Consider the following 14,077-nt stretch of genomic DNA (forward strand, 5'->3'; position numbering starts at 1 on the left):
GAAGCCAGAAACAGATCAGTCAGCGAGCAATATCGTCGCCTCATCGTCATCGTCGGTGAAGGTGACAAGAAAGCCATTCCCGTCGCCGTCGTAGTAGGTCAGGATAAAATCGGCACCACCGCTCAGCGTCGGAATAGGGAGTGTCCACGCTGGTGCATGCTGCCTCAGCAGGCAAAGAAGCCGTTCGGATGCTCCCAGAGAAAACAGAGGATCATATCCGCATTCACTCTCCCCGCACGTGAAGTAATCAACCGCGAGGTTTTCGATATGAACACTCCAGTAAACCTCCTGAGCGACGTCGCCGACCGTATGTTCGCCACCACATTCGGAGAACCCGCACTCGAATACGGCAGGCTCCTCAATTATGATCGAAAACCCGTAGGACGCTGCGAGCCGAATAAAGTCCGAAGGTGTTATAACCGCAGCGGCCATTAGCTTCGCCTCAAGCGCGCGGATGCGACCAGAAACACTGTCGTCCCCCACCCCGCAGGCGTCAGGAAGCCCGTATTCCGCCTCCCAATCCGCCAGCATCTCGCTGACGCCGAAGACCGTGCTTTCCGAAACCAGCCTGTAGCCCCTCGCATAAAGCCACTCGAACGGCGAAACGAGAACTCGCGTGAAACGGGCAAGAAGGCTGGACAGGGAAAGCGCCTGTCCGTCCGGCGTACCGAAGGCAGCACCCGGGGGCCACAGGGAGACTGCGCCCCCTATCAGGTCGTCATTTGCAGGAGAGGAGAGATTGTCCCATGCAAACGGGGTGCTGTCCGTCGCCGCGCTCGCGCTCGCCGTCGTCGTCCTCGTATTGACGCCGGGGTCACGAGCCATAATCAAACTCTCCGTTCACAGGAAACTGCCCGCCTGTCAGCACAATATCGGCGGCCGGCTCGACCAGCGTATGCCGATCTTCTCCCGTCACGCCCGATATGACTTCGGAATACCAACTGCGCGATATAGTGAACGTGTCACCATCCAACCCTGGGCGGCATCTGACGATATACATTGCTGCGATGCCGCTTTCGATCGCACCGCGGATTTCCGTGGTGTCGCCGGACAATCCCGTAATGGTTACATCAACAGGCCGTGGCACCGGAGCCGTTGCGACACTGTCATCCACCCGGATCAGTCGTTGCGCATCGATCGCAGCTTGCACCGCTTCGACATCCGAGGCGATAGGGATATTGTCGTCGCGGCCACCGAACAGGAAATGGACGACAACGCCGCCCGGAGAATTAGGAACACGGAAGGCCCAGGCCTTCAGCACCCCGGAAACGCTCATGGCGATGCGCTCATAATCCGTCAGCGTGCCACCACCAGGAGGATTGCGCTTGCGCTGCAAAGCCCGCTCTTTCAAGCTATCGGCATCTTCCGCATCCGCACCGCCGCCAAGGCCGTCATCATCCACAGTCCAGTTTGCGCCAAGCGTCGTGTACAGCCCGGGATCGGCAAGAGAGAGCAAACCCGCACTGTCGCGGTTGCCGACGCTTCCCTTCACTTCGGCCGTGACCGGCACGGTCATCGAGCCGTCCGCGCCGGAGGTGACGGCCGCAGTTGAAACGTAGGTGACATTGCCGGATATGAACCGGATACCGGACGGATATGTTGTCGTCGCCGCGCCAGCCCCCGTGATTTCACCGGAGGCGGCGACAGCTGTCCGCTGATAGATGCCGACTTCGGCAGCATGCAGCTTGATCCACGCAAGGTTCGTCGACGTGGAAAGCAGTATCTGCTTTGACAGCCACCCCATGCGCAGTTCGAATTCATAGGAGAGCGCCGCAAGCACCTTGGCGACGATCGTCACGAAATTATTCTTGAGCGCGGTATCCGTTCCCGGCAGGTAGCGGCGGAATGCGCCGCGCACTGCAGCCGAGGCATCATCCAGCGAGCGGATATTCCACGCCATCTATCTGTCTCCACAACAATCCGAATTTCTGGTTATAGATCGCCTCGCCATCCCGCCCGTACAGCAAGATGGCGAGATCAAGGCGGTTTTCTGCGCGGTTCGTAGTAGCGACAGCGTCGACGCTCGCGACGGCGCCCTGCGTAACGAGTGGCTCAAGGGCTTCGCGCGCATAGTCCTGCGCATCCACCTCGATGCCGTCATAGATCGATCGTCGCGTCAGCAGCCACAGCCTCGAACCGAGAACGTCTTCGCCATCGAGACGATCGAAGCTGTCGCCCAGCCATCCCCGGTTCTGCTCGCCGTCGCGCAGTTCGCTGTCCTCGACACGGCGATCCGTCATCAGCAGGATCAACACCTGCGTCGCCAGTCCCTGTTCCGCCCGGAAATCACCAGGCGCTGTCGAGTGGCCAAGATTATTCAGAAGTAGATCGCCGATAAGGCCATCCCAACCGAGATCGGGCGAACGATAGGTTTCATCCGCCTCATCAAGAGGTATGATGCGAAGCATCGTCTATCCTTTAATGGGAGTGGTTGGCCGTATTGCCACCTTCATCGATGATAGAGCCGGTCGCGTGGATATTGCCATGCACCTCAACATTCCCCACGAATTCGAAAGTGGGAGCGACAAGGCGGATTTTGCTGCCGACCAGACTGATGATGTTTCCACTCGCGTCGTAGATGGCAGTGCCACCGCCCGGAAGATTGGCTGGCCTGTGACCGGGATGTTCCAACCCCAGCACAACCGCGAAATCCGGATCCCCCGGAGACTGCAATAAGAGACCCTTCGAACCGGCAGGCGGTGACGAGGCGAAGCCATGCGGCTCCGGGCGATGGATACGGGTGTATCCGTCATTAAACATGCCCCGCCCGGAAACAAATTGCTGCCCGCCCTTTTCCTCAAGACGACCATCGAAGTCGAAACGCACGAAACCGCTCATTCGTCCTCAAAGTCCCCTTCATTGACCGCCGCAGCGGAATAGCCTGACGCCGTCTTGCCACGCGGATTTTCGCCGCCAAGTGCACGAGGATCCGCGAGCGACAATGTCGCCTTCGTCATCTCGCCCTGCTCAAAGTCGATATCCTTGATGACCATCCAGCCCTCAAGGCCCAGCCAGTCATCTTCGACATAGACGAGATAATTGGGCTGCCAGAGTTTGCCGGCTTCGTCGCGCCATCCGCTGACGATGATGTTTGCCGTGGTGCCGTTCCCGGCGGTTCGGCGAACGTGATACGCCGCCCGTTTTTTCAGGCGACCTGTCGAAGTTTCACCCTCGTGCGGGATAATCAGGGTGCGCTTCCGTCTAACGCCACTGTCTTTTGCTGAAGACTGGCCGCGCAGCTGCTGTTTGTCGGTGCCTTCGGTCGCCTGACCGCGCACCTTCACATCGCTGTAGCGGCCCTTTTCGGTCAAACTGGCGCTTGATCCCGGAAGGATGTTCACGCCCCTTTGCAGTTTCCCCGCGTGCTTGCCTGCGGGCTTCGTGGCAATCTTGATCCGGCCTTCCGGCGTATCGTGGATCAGAGCACCCCGGCCGCGCGAGCGCCGCTCGATGCTGGAAAAGGCGCTCTCCCCCACCATGAGTTTATGGCGAGCCTCTTTCGGAAGATCGCTTCCGTCTGTCTCGATACCGATTCCGTGGCTGTCGAGTTCGCGGGCAATATCTGCAAGGCTTTTGTCGAGAATTTCACCACTCGGGTGCTCAGCAGAGCATTCGATATAGTCAACGGTACGCGAAACCATCCCGCAAGAAAGCGCCCTGCTCTCTTCATCGTAACCCGTGTCGACATCGCGAACATATCCTGTCAGCATCAGATCGCCGCTTGCGGTGATCTTGACCATATCACCCGGCGCGACTGGCAAACCGCTGCCAGTGATGACGAAATCAGCCTGGGCGCTTCGCGCCGCCTCCTCCGCCGACACCTTGATATTGATGCGGATGATCGGCGGCAGCCCCTCACACACAACCGTCTCAAAAGGTCCGGTCGAAAGCGCCTGCATTATTTCTCCAATGCATTGAAGGCCGATGGCATGAGCATCGGGGTGGAAACGCCGGCGATCTCGACAAGGTTTTCGGCCCTGCCGGCGTCACCGTAAAGCTGGTATGCCAGGAACGTCGAAGGCAGCGATATGCCGGTCTCGACCCTCACCACTGGAACCGCATCCGCCGCCTGATCCGACACCAGACGCACAGCGATACTAACCAGACGAGAAAGCCAGAGGTAAAGGTCGACACCATCCGCACCCATTGTAGAAACGACCGCCAGCGCAGCATCACCCGCCGAGGCTATCCGGTCGCGTCCGGCCCGTGCCTGCGGTCGGGAAATCCAATCCGCCCGCCCACCGGCGACGGCAAGCCCGACAGCAAGAAGCACTGCGGCGGCATTGGCGGTTTCGGCCGCTTCAAACTGCGCGATGCGCAACGTGTCAAAACCGGAAGGTGAATTCACGCTCTCGGCGATCACCCGCATCAACGAAAGGCTTTCCAGCGCAAACGCATCAGCGTCCAAAGCAGGCGCGGCATCCAGCCGCGATGCCATGTCGTCAGCGTCAAGCGCGTCGGTCACCAACGTTGCGCCGAGACTGCCGAGCCAATCACATATGGCCTTTTTATCAGCAGACATCAGAACAACCTCCCGAACGCAGAAGCGGCATCAGAAACCAGACCGAGGAAGGCGGTATCAACATCCACAATGCCGAGCAGCGGCAGGATTTCGCCAGACGCCGGTATGGCGACGAAATCGAATGCGATGTATCCGCGACGATCCCGTTCACGCGAGCGGTGAAAATCCTCGATATAGGCCAACTGACCGGCATCGATCGGTAAAACCAGTCGGCCCGGCCCCGCAGCCGTGCAGGCCGTCGAAAGCAGGGTCGCAGAAACGTCGCTGGTGTCGCCGAGCAGATAGGCTGTCACGCTGAAGGATGGCGTCTTCAGGCCCATCTCCTCCATGCGCGTCCTTCGACCACCGGCATATTCATGCCGCGCCAATCGCTTTCCACCAGTCAGGTCTTCATAGTCCACCCAGAACCGGACACCACGGAAACTGGCTGGCCGGAGCGTCGATGCCCAGTCTCGCATTTGAAAACCACCCCAAAATTAGAAATCTCGACATTCATTAATTCGAATGTTTCAATACCAGCCAACGAGGAGCCCAGTTCATGAAACGATTGATTTTTGCAGCCGCTTTGATTGCCAGCCCAACAGTCGCCTTTGTGCAAGACACAAACCCGACGGACTTCTCTTTTACCGACGGCGCGGCGATAAAAGCCCTGAAGATAAAATCAGTCTCAAAAAAACGAAACGTGGTCGTGGTTTCGATCGAAAATCGTACAGACAAACCATTTAACGCGAACTACGCCTGCACGCTCTTCGACGCGAATAACGGGATCTTGGGAGTGACAAACGGAGCGGCAAACGCTGTGCCGCCCCGACAAGAAGTTGCATCCGAATCTATCAGCTTCGATGAGGCTGCGGTCCAAACTACATGCAGGATCGAAAGCATCGTAGAGACAAGATCACCGTAGTCACCACCCACCGCCGGTGGGCTTGCTGATCTCAGGAGGAAATGTCCTTCCTGTATCCGCGTTGACGGACGGTCTCGGTAATGATGTCGCCGACGCCTGCATACGATTGAAGCTTCGCGCCGCCTCTAGCAACCTTTCAGCTGCGGCGCTGATTTGAGCGCCGACATCCACACCTGCCACTTTGAGAAACGCGGCACTGTCTTCTACAGCCTTACCTGCTTCGCGCCCTCCTTCGGCAACCTTTTGCCCTGCCTCATGGCCGGAGTCCTTCAGGCTATCGATATCGATACGGAGAGCGTTCTTGAACTCCTCCTGCGACGGCATCGATATCTTTCCGAAACCGAAATTTGGGACTTTAGGAACAGCTCCAACACGGAGCTCCGGTGGGACGCCCGACGGAAGGCTTCGCATCGGAGGAAGATTTGAGGGCTTGTTACGTGGCACTGGTATGGCACCAGTCCCACCACCGGGGAAGTCTGCCATGACTACCGGCCTTCCCTGCCGACCGTTTGACGCACGCGGTCGACGAGTGTCATCTTTCCCGGCGCCGTACCTGGATGCCCAATATTCGCCGAGAAACTTCTCGTCGCGGTAGCCGCCCTCATATGCGAGATCCATCTCCTCAGTGGAGGATATCACCCCAAGGTTACGGCGGAACCATCCCCAGCCGCGCTTCTCTGCGCCGCGCTGGCGGGCGTTGTAGCGATCGATCTGCTTCACGCCTCCATCCATAAGAGGTGTAACTACAGGAGCTACGCTCTCCCCGAGAGACGTTTTGAGCTTTTCCCAGCTATTCGACATTCTGTCGATCGACGCCTGAGTATCCGCAAATACACGGTTCACGTCGCGGAACACAGTTCCATCAACTTCCGCAGAATTCATCGTATCGATGAATTTCTTGAGGCTGTCGCTGCTGGTCATCAGAGACTGCATGCCGAGGCGGAATTCCTGATCGCTGAACAACAACGGAAGCTTTGAGAGGTCACCCTTGATCGCTTCCTGCGAGAGCCTGATGAATGCGCTAACGGCATCTTCACCAGCCTTTTGTGCCGCCTCCATTTCCTTGCGCAGATCAATACCGAATTTCGCGAACTTTTTCCCGGTTTCTTCGGAATACATCTTGCCGAAGATGTTCTGCGCCTGGGTGGCAGCGCTGCTCGCATCGCCGGTGTCTTCGCGGATTGTCTGGAGGATGGCGACGAGCTTTTTAAGGCCATCCTCACCCTTGTATCCGAGTGTGGCGAAGCTGTTAGCGAGACCAGGTATGTATTGCGCCATATCCTTCAGTTCGAACTGGCCGGCCTTACCGCCCATGACCATGATGTCAAAGGCGCGCTGCATGTTCTTCGTTTCGATCTTCAGGGCGTCAGCCGCCTTGAGCCCGGTGTTGGCAATATCCTGCGTTGCCGCACCCGTCGCCTGCGCCGTGGCGAGGACGGACGGGAGAAACGCCATGGCTTCATCCAGTGATTTACCTGACGCGACGATAGTATCGATTGCCTCGATGGCGGGCTGCACGCTGTCGTAATTTAGATCCTTGGCGATCTGCTGCGCTTGCGCGAAAGCCTCTTTCGTCTGCGCTGCAGACGCATCGGCCGTGATGCCGATACGGGTCATCTGGCGTTCAAGTGCCGCGAAATCCTTTACCGTTCCAGCAATGGCGCGCCCGACCTCATATGCACCGTAACCGGCAATGCCAGTCCGCAGCATCGCCCCGGCCTTGTTGAAGCCTTCGGCTGCGCGCTGCATACCTGCGGAATGGCGATTGATGGAAGCGACCTTGCGATCGAAATCCGAAGCAGTCTTGTTGAACCGCGACATCTGACGCTCGATCTGGCCCATGCGGGTCGCAACAGAGCGGAAAGCAGGACTGGTACTGTCCTTGCCATCGATTTCAAGCTCTGCACGGATTTTCCGATTGGCCATGGATGCATCCTATCGAGGTAAAAGCCGTTCGATTTCGTGAACGACGCGGGGAAAGAAGTAATCTTCGATCACGCCAGCGAGGACATCGAGATAGACATCCGGGTTGTTGGTAATGGCGTGAGCCGGGTTAGCGGCAAACAGTTCCCGGATCTGCTCGCGCTTGCCGGTTGCAGATGCCATCTGTGTGCCAGGCACCCGACGAAACGCACCGACATGCCCGCTTTTCATGGCGGCAATGAAGGCATGCCGATACGAGCCGCGAAGTTTTGCATAAACACCGGATGCATTCTGGACGGCGCCAAGGCGCTGCAACGGTATCCATCCGGACTCGGCGACAACCTTCGAGGTGTTGCCGCCAGCGTTGAAATGAGCCGTGGTCAATGAAGCCACAACATCGCGCGGCATCTGCGTGTGCGGCCCGAGACGGGCAACGATCCTTGTCCGGGCCGTTTGTGCAAGGCGTGTCATCGCCCTGCGCATCGCCTTGGTCCGGATTTCGCCAGGGAGGCGACGAAACGCGCGCTCCAGCTCTTCGAAATCCTTGCTGTTCATTTCCAGTCTCATGACCGGCTCCGTTTTCGTTCGGCAAAAATAACAGCACGATTACACCAGTGCGCGATTTCAGCGGCAGTCATTTCCTGCACCCGCATCGGGTCCCAGCCGAGTTGGAACACCATCAGGTCGACGGCGTCGACAACTCCGGCTGCCGTATAAAAAAATCGCAGACAGCCTCAGCGACCTCGATTGCGTCATGCGCCTCCAGTACCGAAAGTGCGTCATAGGATGGCGACAGGCATACATTCAGGAGGTGGCGGTCGATTGCCTCATAGTGAGTGACGACCATAGGCTGGCCTGCGACCACGTGCGTCTCACGCGGCTCGCCGATTCCGTCCATGTAAATTTCTTTGTATGTCGGTGCCCGAAGCCGAACTTCCGAGAATGGCTGCACTCCCAAAAACTCATATTTCCGGGAAAGCGGGATGATCCTCTCTGCCATGACCGCCCCTTATCCGCGCCGGTAGGCTTCGGCGACGATCTGGAGACCGGACAATTCACCGTTAAGCCGGTTCGAGCTCGGCTCACCGCTGAAAAACGCATTGAAGAAATAATGCGTCACGCCGGTAAACTCCTCGTGCACCGTGAAATTCTGCCGTGGCGCCGTCATCAACGCGTTGAAATCGACATCGCTGGCGTCCTTGAACGTCACCTCAGCGCGCGGCGCGGTCGGCGTGCCGACGCGGTCCGTCGAGCCGTCCTGGTTGGTGATGGCTTCATTCGATTGACCTGCCGACATCACGGTAAAATTGCCACGCAACGACAGAAGGGAGCCGCTCGCGAGACGGGCGGTCATACGCCCGCCAAAATCATTGCCTGCCATGGGTGTTCTCCGCAGAAAAGATCAAAAAGAGGAAGAGGCGGAGACCGCCTCAAAGCTGAGCGTAAACGCGGGCAAGGCCGGCGAAGATATCGAGCGGGTTGACGCGATCCATCGGCAGAACGATGTCCACCCGGTTCGGATTATCGAGATTGCGGGTGACCGTGATCTGCGCCGCGATATCGTTGCCAAACTCCAGAACGCCGCGCCGCGAAAGGTCGATGCAGGCATGCACCAGCGTCGCCTTGATATCGAGCACCGTGACAAGGGTCGGCAGATTGGCCGGGTTGTCATCGGCGATGGCCTTGTTGGAATGTTCGTAAGCCAGCTGCGCGCGGATGAATTTCAGGGCATAGGTCAGCTGATAGACCGCCTGAATGTCGCGCAGAGCTGTATCCGGAACACCGTTCGTCGTCTGCTGCTGGGTGATGATCTTGTCGATGATCACGTCGCCGCTGCGATCCACCTTCCATGCCGAAACACCGTTCTGGAGCCATGCATTGCGGGTCGGGTAATCCGGCCAGTAATTGCGATCACGGGGGGCAATGACGCCACTAACGACAAGACCGGACTGGTTTGCGGAAACGCGGCCATCGGAGCCGGAGCCGAGCATGGGCAGCGCCCGTGACACGATGGCGCTGACCGCCTCGTAATCCGGAGTGCCATTGCCGCCGCCCGAAAGGATCGGGATCAATGACAGATGCCATGTGTCGCGCGCCAGACCCTTCGCATTCACCTGGCTGTCCGTGCCGGTAAAAGGATAGAACGCGTGGCCATAAAGCTGCTGATCATATCCCCAGCGCGATGTCACGAACGCATCGAGCAACGCCACGGCAGCATCATCGCTGAACGCGGAAACGATCGCTTCGAAAGGATCGTCACCCATCGCGGCGAGGATTGCGGAGAGATCGGGGTTGCCCGCTCCTGCCGTCGTCGTGGCCGCCGTCAGGTTGGCGCTGGTAAAGACGTTGCCGCCTTCCAGAATGGGAATGAAAATATCGAGCCTGCCCGCGTAAGCGCCCTTGTGGCGTGCCGTCAGCGTGACAACGTTCGTCGCCACCGTCGCAGTGAAAGGCAGGCTCTTCTTGGTGAGCGGATTGAAATAGGCATTGATCGCCGCCGCAAGAGCCGAGGCCGTATCGTTCGCCGAAGCCCCGGCTGCGATGTCGATCGATACGCTTTCGCCAGCGATCTGAACCACAGCCTGCCCGCCGGCGGCAGGGATAACCCCGACTGTCAGCGTCCGGATTTCCGCCGTGCCGGTATCGGCGACGCGACCAAGATAGATAATCTGTGCGGGCGCATTCTTGCGGGCGCGAATGAACATGCTTTCCAGCATCGAGCCGCGACCGGCGAGACGACGGGCCTCATTGACGGTGCTGCAGATGGCGATCTCGCCTTCAGCAAGCGCGGCGCCGGCAGTGCCGAAGCCGAGCAGGATTTCGTTCAGTTCGGATGAGAACTGTCCACCGGACTCGATGTCGAAGGCGAGCAGCGGTGCGACGATATTGTCGGGAATGTTGTTCACCATCGGATCAATCCTTCCTGGACGGTTTTACGGGTTCGGCCGGCTTTTCCTCGACCTGTTCTTTTTCGACCAGGTCACCGGTCTCGATCATGCGACGATGCTGGCGCGAAAGCGGATCGATGGGGCGACCACCTTCCGGCCAGCCGCCGGGGATGGCGCGCCCTTCGGCCGCCACATAAGTCTTGAACATTGGAAATCTCCGGTCAGGGGGTCAGATCGTCACGACCTGTTTCAAGCGAGGTGCCGCCGGGTCCAGCCGTCTCACCATGTATCATGGTCAGCTGATCCGGGTTTTCAGCCGCAAAACAGGCTGCCAGTTCGGCAAGCTTCTGCTTTGCGTAACTGCCGTCGGGCAATGCTGCCGCAACCGACCCGAGCGGCTCTGGAAGGCCGGGGCGGCTCATGTCGAAATCGTCATCGCCGATTGCGAGGTTATAGGTGCAGAAAATCCGCTGCCAGCGAAGGCCGAATTCAGGAACGGCGTGGGTCTCTTCGTCAACGCGCAAAACCTGCTTGACGAGCTTTCTCCATGGTGCTCCGTCCGCGCTGAATTCGAGACGGCGCCGAACCTGCGCCACCAGGGCAGCGAGAACGAGTCTCGCCTCGACATCGGTGCCTGCCGTCATCGCGTCGACATAGTCCGTGCCGCCTTCCCGGGTGATGACCGCAAGCTCCGCCATAACGAGCAGCGATACGGTGGCTTCGGTGTCATCGAAACCAGAAACTACACCGGCGGCGTCCACGCTGCTTTTTTGCGTGTAGACCGAAAGAACCGGCGTGTATTTCCGCTCCTGATCAATCTCGGTCAAGGTAGGCCCGCGACTGTCAAAGACGCGCGCGCCGGCCAACGTCGGGAAATCCCCGCCTTCCGGAACATCGCTCGGTCTCAGAAGCTCGATCGCCACCAGCCTTACAGCTTCAGCCGCCAACATTCCTCACCTCCGAAACGAACCACGCTGGCCTGTTTGATCCGTCCTTGCGCGAGGCCTCGACGCGCCAGGTCTTGTTGCCAACCACGATATGATCGCCCATCCTGGGCGACCATGGCCATGATCCGACATGCGCCGTAATGACGGCATCATAAGAAACAACGCCATTACCTGATTGCGGATCAGCAGACGGATATCGCCTGATGATGTCGCCCGTCGGCTCAAGATCGACGGAACACAGGAAATCAAACGGCGCGCGCGCCGGATCATCCTGTTCGGAGTGATTGACGGTGGCGCCCGGTCGCCTTCCGATCAGGCGTCCGGGCTTCGTGTCGAAGGTCGCCGCACAGGCGGCTTCCGTGAAGGCCCGTGCGGCTTCCCAGTCAACCATTGCGATCAAGCTTTCAGGAGCAAAAGTTCCGCCTCGGCAGCCTTAAGGTCGACCTGAGCCGCATCGAGAGCGACAGTATCGGTCCCTGCCGCCGTCAAAGCAGCCTTCGCGCTTTCGACCTTCTTTTCAGCCGCAGCGATGTCCTCGGCTTTCTTCTTTGCGGCTGCGTCTGCCTCGGCCTTCTTTTTTGCCGCCGCGTCCATCTCAGCTTTTTCCTCGCTGTCAGACGTTCTGCTTGTGACCGCGACAGCAAAACGATCATCAATAAGGTGCTGGCCATAGTCCGTCGGGACTTTGACAGGCTCATGCGGAGAGCACACCTTGTCCTCCTTGATGGACAGCACCGCCGCTGGAATAATCCCTCCGCGCGGGAACGCGATAGTCATGGTTTTCTTGGACATGGAAAGTTCCTCTTCCTGTTTCACCGCGCCAAACAATATGACGCTGCAAAACAGGAAGCCCATAAGGCTTCCTGTTAGAGTTATACTTCTGGAATGTCTGCCGGTCAGGTCAGGGTCAGCCTGCGCAGTGTCTGGGGGCGCGTGCAAACCGAAATCGCATTCATCTGCACTTCGAGATCGTAACCCTTACCGTTGCGCTTCTCGATCGCACGGCTGTAAAACGGCAGGCCCGGGGTGTTGACCGTTTCATTATAGTCGGCCGGCGCAAATCTGGTGATAAACAGGTCTGGGACACCCTCCATCACCACCCGAGCCTCGTTGTGGGCGATATAGGGAGAACCGAGATCCGCCGTCGCCTTGGCGCCGGTTTTGTATCGCTCCCACGTCGCGCCGCCCCAGACGAAGCTGTCCGGAACATCCTGGCGAAGGACGGCTGCGCCGGAATTGTACAGGAATGTTTCCCGGACGGATTTATGCTGCCAGAGTGCCTTGTGAAAATCACGTCCAGTGAAAACCCTGATGCCGCCATAAGCCTCATCGAGAGAATCTTCGAGAGAGTAAATCACATCCTGCCAGAGACTGGTTACGATCGTGCTGTCGACATCCAGTTCGAGCGACACAGCTGCCGGCACTGCCAGTCCGAACAGGTTGTAGAGATCAACGAGCACGCCGCCGGACTTGGATGTAACGATACCCTTGATGGCGCCCACTCGCTGATGCTCGAGGGTCATCGTCAGATCACGCGCATGGCGCTGCGCCTTGCGGTTGACGCGACCCTCAAGATTTTCGAGGCTGCTTTCAGTGCCGAACTCGCGAACGTTCTGCACTTCGTCAGCGGCAATGCTGTCATCCCGCTGATAATGCGGGACGCCGATGATGTGTTTGCTGCGATCGTCGTCGCCTGTCGTTTCACCGGAACCACCGCGGGAGCTCGGCTCGACGAGGCTGAGTTTTCCGTTGCGCATTTCGATCGAAACGCTCGTCGTCGAAACGCTGTCTTCTTCGAAAAGTGCTGCTGCGGAAATCTGACCGGGGCGATAGGGCTCGGCGTTGACGGCGGCGGTGAGGCTCTCAAGACTGAAAGGATCGCCAGTATGTGCGTTTGGTGCGGCCATGGGTCAGATCTCCTTATCGGGCCTTGATGGTCACGGCACGAAGCTGTGTCAGCTTCGCAGCGCGCTTGGTTGCGTCGTCGACGCTGGCGTCGAACACCAGCATCGGATTTTTCACCTCGGCGTCATTGGTGATGCAGACCGCTTTGACGTCGGTTGACGTCGCATCGACTTCGTAGCCGAGGATAGCGACGGCGGTTTCCGCCCCCTCCTTGCCGACGACGCTCGCGTTCGGAGAAGCAACGTATTTGTTACTCGCCGTCACCTTGCCGAGAACCGTGCCAGCAAGAAGCTTGCCAGCCCCGGATGCGATGGTGAGAACCTCGCGAGAAAGGTATCCGTTCGCTTCGGAAAGCAGGACGGCCAAATCGCGCGGAGTTTCAGTCATGGAAGTGGCCATGGATCATTCCCCCTTGGTCTGGTTGCGGCGCGCCGCAAAGATCGCGTCGCGATTGATCTTCGGTGACGCCTTTGCGGCAGATGACGCACCTGCCGGCATGGCCAGATTGGCCGCCGCGAGGCGCTGCTGCTCGTAGCTTTTTGCAGAGCCAGCATCTCCTTCTCCCGATTTCGCCGATGCAGCCTGTGCGGCAGGGACATTCGCGGACACGAAAGCGATAACCGCTTCCGCCGTCATCTGCGGGGAAGCAGTGGCAAGCTGGATTGCAGCATTCAGGCGGCCCGCGTCTCCCTTGATGCCCTCAGCGGAAACGATGGTGTTGATGTGGCCCATGGCTGCAGTGAAACCGCTGTCGCCACTGGAAGCGGCTGTGACAACGGCGGCGATGGTGCCGGCTGCGGCGGATGCCGGGCCGGACTGGGACTGTTGGACAGTCATGTCACCTCCAGTGGTGGGTTGAGCCGCGAAGGGCGGCGGGTCGGAAGGCGGAGCTTTCGCTCCGGTTTCACCTTCATTCTCGATCATGAGAACGTCGGCCGTCGATCCGGGAAGCACCGCCGCCCGAATGGCATCTATCAAACTTGACATT

At 58.8% G+C, this 14,077-nt stretch carries 20 protein-coding genes; 1 reads left to right on the plus strand and 19 read right to left on the minus strand.

Annotated features, from left to right (window positions below):
• Positions 1–15: 15 nt before the first annotated feature.
• The 7 genes from CFBP4996_RS18065 to CFBP4996_RS18095 are packed head-to-tail and all read right to left on the minus strand — an operon-like array spanning position 16 to position 4,980.
• Complete coding sequence (locus CFBP4996_RS18065; RefSeq protein ID WP_080854315.1) at positions 16–825, minus strand: putative phage tail protein; 810 nt, start codon at positions 823–825, stop codon at positions 16–18.
• A complete protein-coding gene (locus tag CFBP4996_RS18070) occupies positions 815–1,900 on the minus strand; it encodes a baseplate J/gp47 family protein (RefSeq protein ID WP_080854314.1) in 1,086 nt (361 codons plus the stop codon). Before CFBP4996_RS18070 ends, CFBP4996_RS18065 begins: the two co-directional genes overlap by 11 nt.
• Entirely contained in the window at positions 1,872–2,408 is a 537-nt protein-coding gene (locus CFBP4996_RS18075) for a phage GP46 family protein (protein ID WP_080854313.1), read from the minus strand. The genes CFBP4996_RS18070 and CFBP4996_RS18075 overlap by 29 nt, the downstream gene beginning before the upstream one ends.
• Positions 2,409–2,418: 10 nt before the next feature.
• Positions 2,419–2,838 carry a phage baseplate assembly protein domain-containing protein gene (locus CFBP4996_RS18080; protein ID WP_080854312.1) on the minus strand — a complete coding sequence of 140 codons (420 nt, stop codon included), beginning with the start codon at positions 2,836–2,838 and terminating at the stop codon, positions 2,419–2,421.
• On the minus strand, positions 2,835–3,899 hold the full coding sequence (locus CFBP4996_RS18085) for a phage baseplate assembly protein (protein ID WP_080854311.1): 1,065 nt from the start codon (positions 3,897–3,899) through the stop codon (positions 2,835–2,837). The genes CFBP4996_RS18080 and CFBP4996_RS18085 overlap by 4 nt, the downstream gene beginning before the upstream one ends.
• Positions 3,899–4,522: a hypothetical protein gene (locus CFBP4996_RS18090; protein WP_080854310.1), complete on the minus strand. Its 624-nt coding sequence runs from the start codon at positions 4,520–4,522 to the stop codon at positions 3,899–3,901. The genes CFBP4996_RS18085 and CFBP4996_RS18090 overlap by 1 nt, the downstream gene beginning before the upstream one ends.
• Complete coding sequence (locus CFBP4996_RS18095; RefSeq protein ID WP_080854309.1) at positions 4,522–4,980, minus strand: DNA circularization N-terminal domain-containing protein; 459 nt, start codon at positions 4,978–4,980, stop codon at positions 4,522–4,524. Before CFBP4996_RS18095 ends, CFBP4996_RS18090 begins: the two co-directional genes overlap by 1 nt.
• 80 nt (positions 4,981–5,060) lie before the next feature.
• Here CFBP4996_RS18095 and CFBP4996_RS18100 point away from each other — a divergent pair, with 80 nt between their 5' ends.
• Entirely contained in the window at positions 5,061–5,426 is a 366-nt protein-coding gene (locus CFBP4996_RS18100) for a hypothetical protein (RefSeq protein WP_080854308.1), read from the plus strand.
• Here CFBP4996_RS18100 and CFBP4996_RS18105 read toward each other — a convergent pair whose 3' ends face one another.
• The 12 genes from CFBP4996_RS18105 to CFBP4996_RS18160 form a co-directional block, all read right to left on the minus strand.
• Positions 5,427–7,352: a phage tail tape measure protein gene (locus tag CFBP4996_RS18105; RefSeq protein WP_080854307.1), complete on the minus strand. Its 1,926-nt coding sequence runs from the start codon at positions 7,350–7,352 to the stop codon at positions 5,427–5,429. It abuts the gene before it with no gap.
• A 9-nt stretch (positions 7,353–7,361) separates the two neighbouring features.
• Positions 7,362–7,904, minus strand: coding sequence for a hypothetical protein (locus tag CFBP4996_RS18110; RefSeq protein WP_279511223.1), 543 nt, complete (start codon positions 7,902–7,904; stop codon positions 7,362–7,364).
• Between the two features lie 124 nt (positions 7,905–8,028).
• Positions 8,029–8,349, minus strand: a complete 321-nt coding sequence (locus CFBP4996_RS18115; RefSeq protein ID WP_080854305.1) for a hypothetical protein — start codon at positions 8,347–8,349, stop codon at positions 8,029–8,031.
• Positions 8,350–8,358: 9 nt separating this feature from the next.
• Complete coding sequence (locus tag CFBP4996_RS18120) at positions 8,359–8,730, minus strand: phage tail tube protein (RefSeq protein WP_080854304.1); 372 nt, start codon at positions 8,728–8,730, stop codon at positions 8,359–8,361.
• Positions 8,731–8,779: 49 nt separating this feature from the next.
• Positions 8,780–10,258 carry a hypothetical protein gene (locus tag CFBP4996_RS18125; protein WP_080854303.1) on the minus strand — a complete coding sequence of 493 codons (1,479 nt, stop codon included), beginning with the start codon at positions 10,256–10,258 and terminating at the stop codon, positions 8,780–8,782.
• Between the two features lie 4 nt (positions 10,259–10,262).
• The gene (locus CFBP4996_RS18130) at positions 10,263–10,445 is read right to left on the minus strand and encodes a hypothetical protein (protein WP_080854302.1); all 183 of its coding nucleotides are present in this window, start codon (positions 10,443–10,445) and stop codon (positions 10,263–10,265) included.
• Positions 10,446–10,458: 13 nt separating this feature from the next.
• Complete coding sequence (locus CFBP4996_RS18135) at positions 10,459–11,187, minus strand: hypothetical protein (RefSeq protein WP_080854301.1); 729 nt, start codon at positions 11,185–11,187, stop codon at positions 10,459–10,461.
• The gene (locus CFBP4996_RS18140) at positions 11,174–11,575 is read right to left on the minus strand and encodes a hypothetical protein (RefSeq protein ID WP_080838176.1); all 402 of its coding nucleotides are present in this window, start codon (positions 11,573–11,575) and stop codon (positions 11,174–11,176) included. The genes CFBP4996_RS18135 and CFBP4996_RS18140 overlap by 14 nt, the downstream gene beginning before the upstream one ends.
• 5 nt (positions 11,576–11,580) lie before the next feature.
• Positions 11,581–12,039, minus strand: coding sequence for a hypothetical protein (locus tag CFBP4996_RS18145; protein WP_080854300.1), 459 nt, complete (start codon positions 12,037–12,039; stop codon positions 11,581–11,583).
• A gap of 41 nt (positions 12,040–12,080) precedes the next feature.
• Positions 12,081–13,091, minus strand: coding sequence for a major capsid protein (locus tag CFBP4996_RS18150; RefSeq protein ID WP_080838182.1), 1,011 nt, complete (start codon positions 13,089–13,091; stop codon positions 12,081–12,083).
• Between the two features lie 13 nt (positions 13,092–13,104).
• On the minus strand, positions 13,105–13,488 hold the full coding sequence (locus tag CFBP4996_RS18155) for a head decoration protein (RefSeq protein ID WP_080838185.1): 384 nt from the start codon (positions 13,486–13,488) through the stop codon (positions 13,105–13,107).
• Between the two features lie 3 nt (positions 13,489–13,491).
• The gene (locus CFBP4996_RS18160) at positions 13,492–14,076 is read right to left on the minus strand and encodes a hypothetical protein (protein ID WP_080854299.1); all 585 of its coding nucleotides are present in this window, start codon (positions 14,074–14,076) and stop codon (positions 13,492–13,494) included.
• Between the last annotated feature and the right edge of the window lies 1 nt (position 14,077).

Origin of the sequence: Agrobacterium leguminum, from assembly GCF_005144435.2 — a bacterium.
Taxonomy (GTDB): Bacteria; Pseudomonadota; Alphaproteobacteria; order Rhizobiales; family Rhizobiaceae; genus Agrobacterium; species Agrobacterium leguminum.

Bases quoted from the DNA above. Each gene is read 5' to 3' on its own strand.
- CFBP4996_RS18065 (WP_080854315.1), bottom strand. From the start codon at position 825: ATGGCTCGTGACCCCGGCGTCAATACGAGGACGACGACGGCGAGCGCG.
- CFBP4996_RS18070 (WP_080854314.1), bottom strand. From the start codon at position 1,900: ATGGCGTGGAATATCCGCTCGCTGGATGATGCCTCGGCTGCAGTGCGC.
- CFBP4996_RS18075 (WP_080854313.1), bottom strand. From the start codon at position 2,408: ATGCTTCGCATCATACCTCTTGATGAGGCGGATGAAACCTATCGTTCG.
- CFBP4996_RS18080 (WP_080854312.1), bottom strand. From the start codon at position 2,838: ATGAGCGGTTTCGTGCGTTTCGACTTCGATGGTCGTCTTGAGGAAAAG.
- CFBP4996_RS18085 (WP_080854311.1), bottom strand. From the start codon at position 3,899: ATGCAGGCGCTTTCGACCGGACCTTTTGAGACGGTTGTGTGTGAGGGG.
- CFBP4996_RS18090 (WP_080854310.1), bottom strand. From the start codon at position 4,522: ATGTCTGCTGATAAAAAGGCCATATGTGATTGGCTCGGCAGTCTCGGC.
- CFBP4996_RS18095 (WP_080854309.1), bottom strand. From the start codon at position 4,980: ATGCGAGACTGGGCATCGACGCTCCGGCCAGCCAGTTTCCGTGGTGTC.
- CFBP4996_RS18100 (WP_080854308.1), top strand. From the start codon at position 5,061: ATGAAACGATTGATTTTTGCAGCCGCTTTGATTGCCAGCCCAACAGTC.
- CFBP4996_RS18105 (WP_080854307.1), bottom strand. From the start codon at position 7,352: ATGGCCAATCGGAAAATCCGTGCAGAGCTTGAAATCGATGGCAAGGAC.
- CFBP4996_RS18110 (WP_279511223.1), bottom strand. From the start codon at position 7,904: ATGAACAGCAAGGATTTCGAAGAGCTGGAGCGCGCGTTTCGTCGCCTC.
- CFBP4996_RS18115 (WP_080854305.1), bottom strand. From the start codon at position 8,349: ATGGCAGAGAGGATCATCCCGCTTTCCCGGAAATATGAGTTTTTGGGA.
- CFBP4996_RS18120 (WP_080854304.1), bottom strand. From the start codon at position 8,730: ATGGCAGGCAATGATTTTGGCGGGCGTATGACCGCCCGTCTCGCGAGC.
- CFBP4996_RS18125 (WP_080854303.1), bottom strand. From the start codon at position 10,258: ATGGTGAACAACATTCCCGACAATATCGTCGCACCGCTGCTCGCCTTC.
- CFBP4996_RS18130 (WP_080854302.1), bottom strand. From the start codon at position 10,445: ATGTTCAAGACTTATGTGGCGGCCGAAGGGCGCGCCATCCCCGGCGGC.
- CFBP4996_RS18135 (WP_080854301.1), bottom strand. From the start codon at position 11,187: ATGTTGGCGGCTGAAGCTGTAAGGCTGGTGGCGATCGAGCTTCTGAGA.
- CFBP4996_RS18140 (WP_080838176.1), bottom strand. From the start codon at position 11,575: ATGGTTGACTGGGAAGCCGCACGGGCCTTCACGGAAGCCGCCTGTGCG.
- CFBP4996_RS18145 (WP_080854300.1), bottom strand. From the start codon at position 12,039: ATGGGCTTCCTGTTTTGCAGCGTCATATTGTTTGGCGCGGTGAAACAG.
- CFBP4996_RS18150 (WP_080838182.1), bottom strand. From the start codon at position 13,091: ATGGCCGCACCAAACGCACATACTGGCGATCCTTTCAGTCTTGAGAGC.
- CFBP4996_RS18155 (WP_080838185.1), bottom strand. From the start codon at position 13,488: ATGGCCACTTCCATGACTGAAACTCCGCGCGATTTGGCCGTCCTGCTT.
- CFBP4996_RS18160 (WP_080854299.1), bottom strand. From the start codon at position 14,076: ATGTCAAGTTTGATAGATGCCATTCGGGCGGCGGTGCTTCCCGGATCG.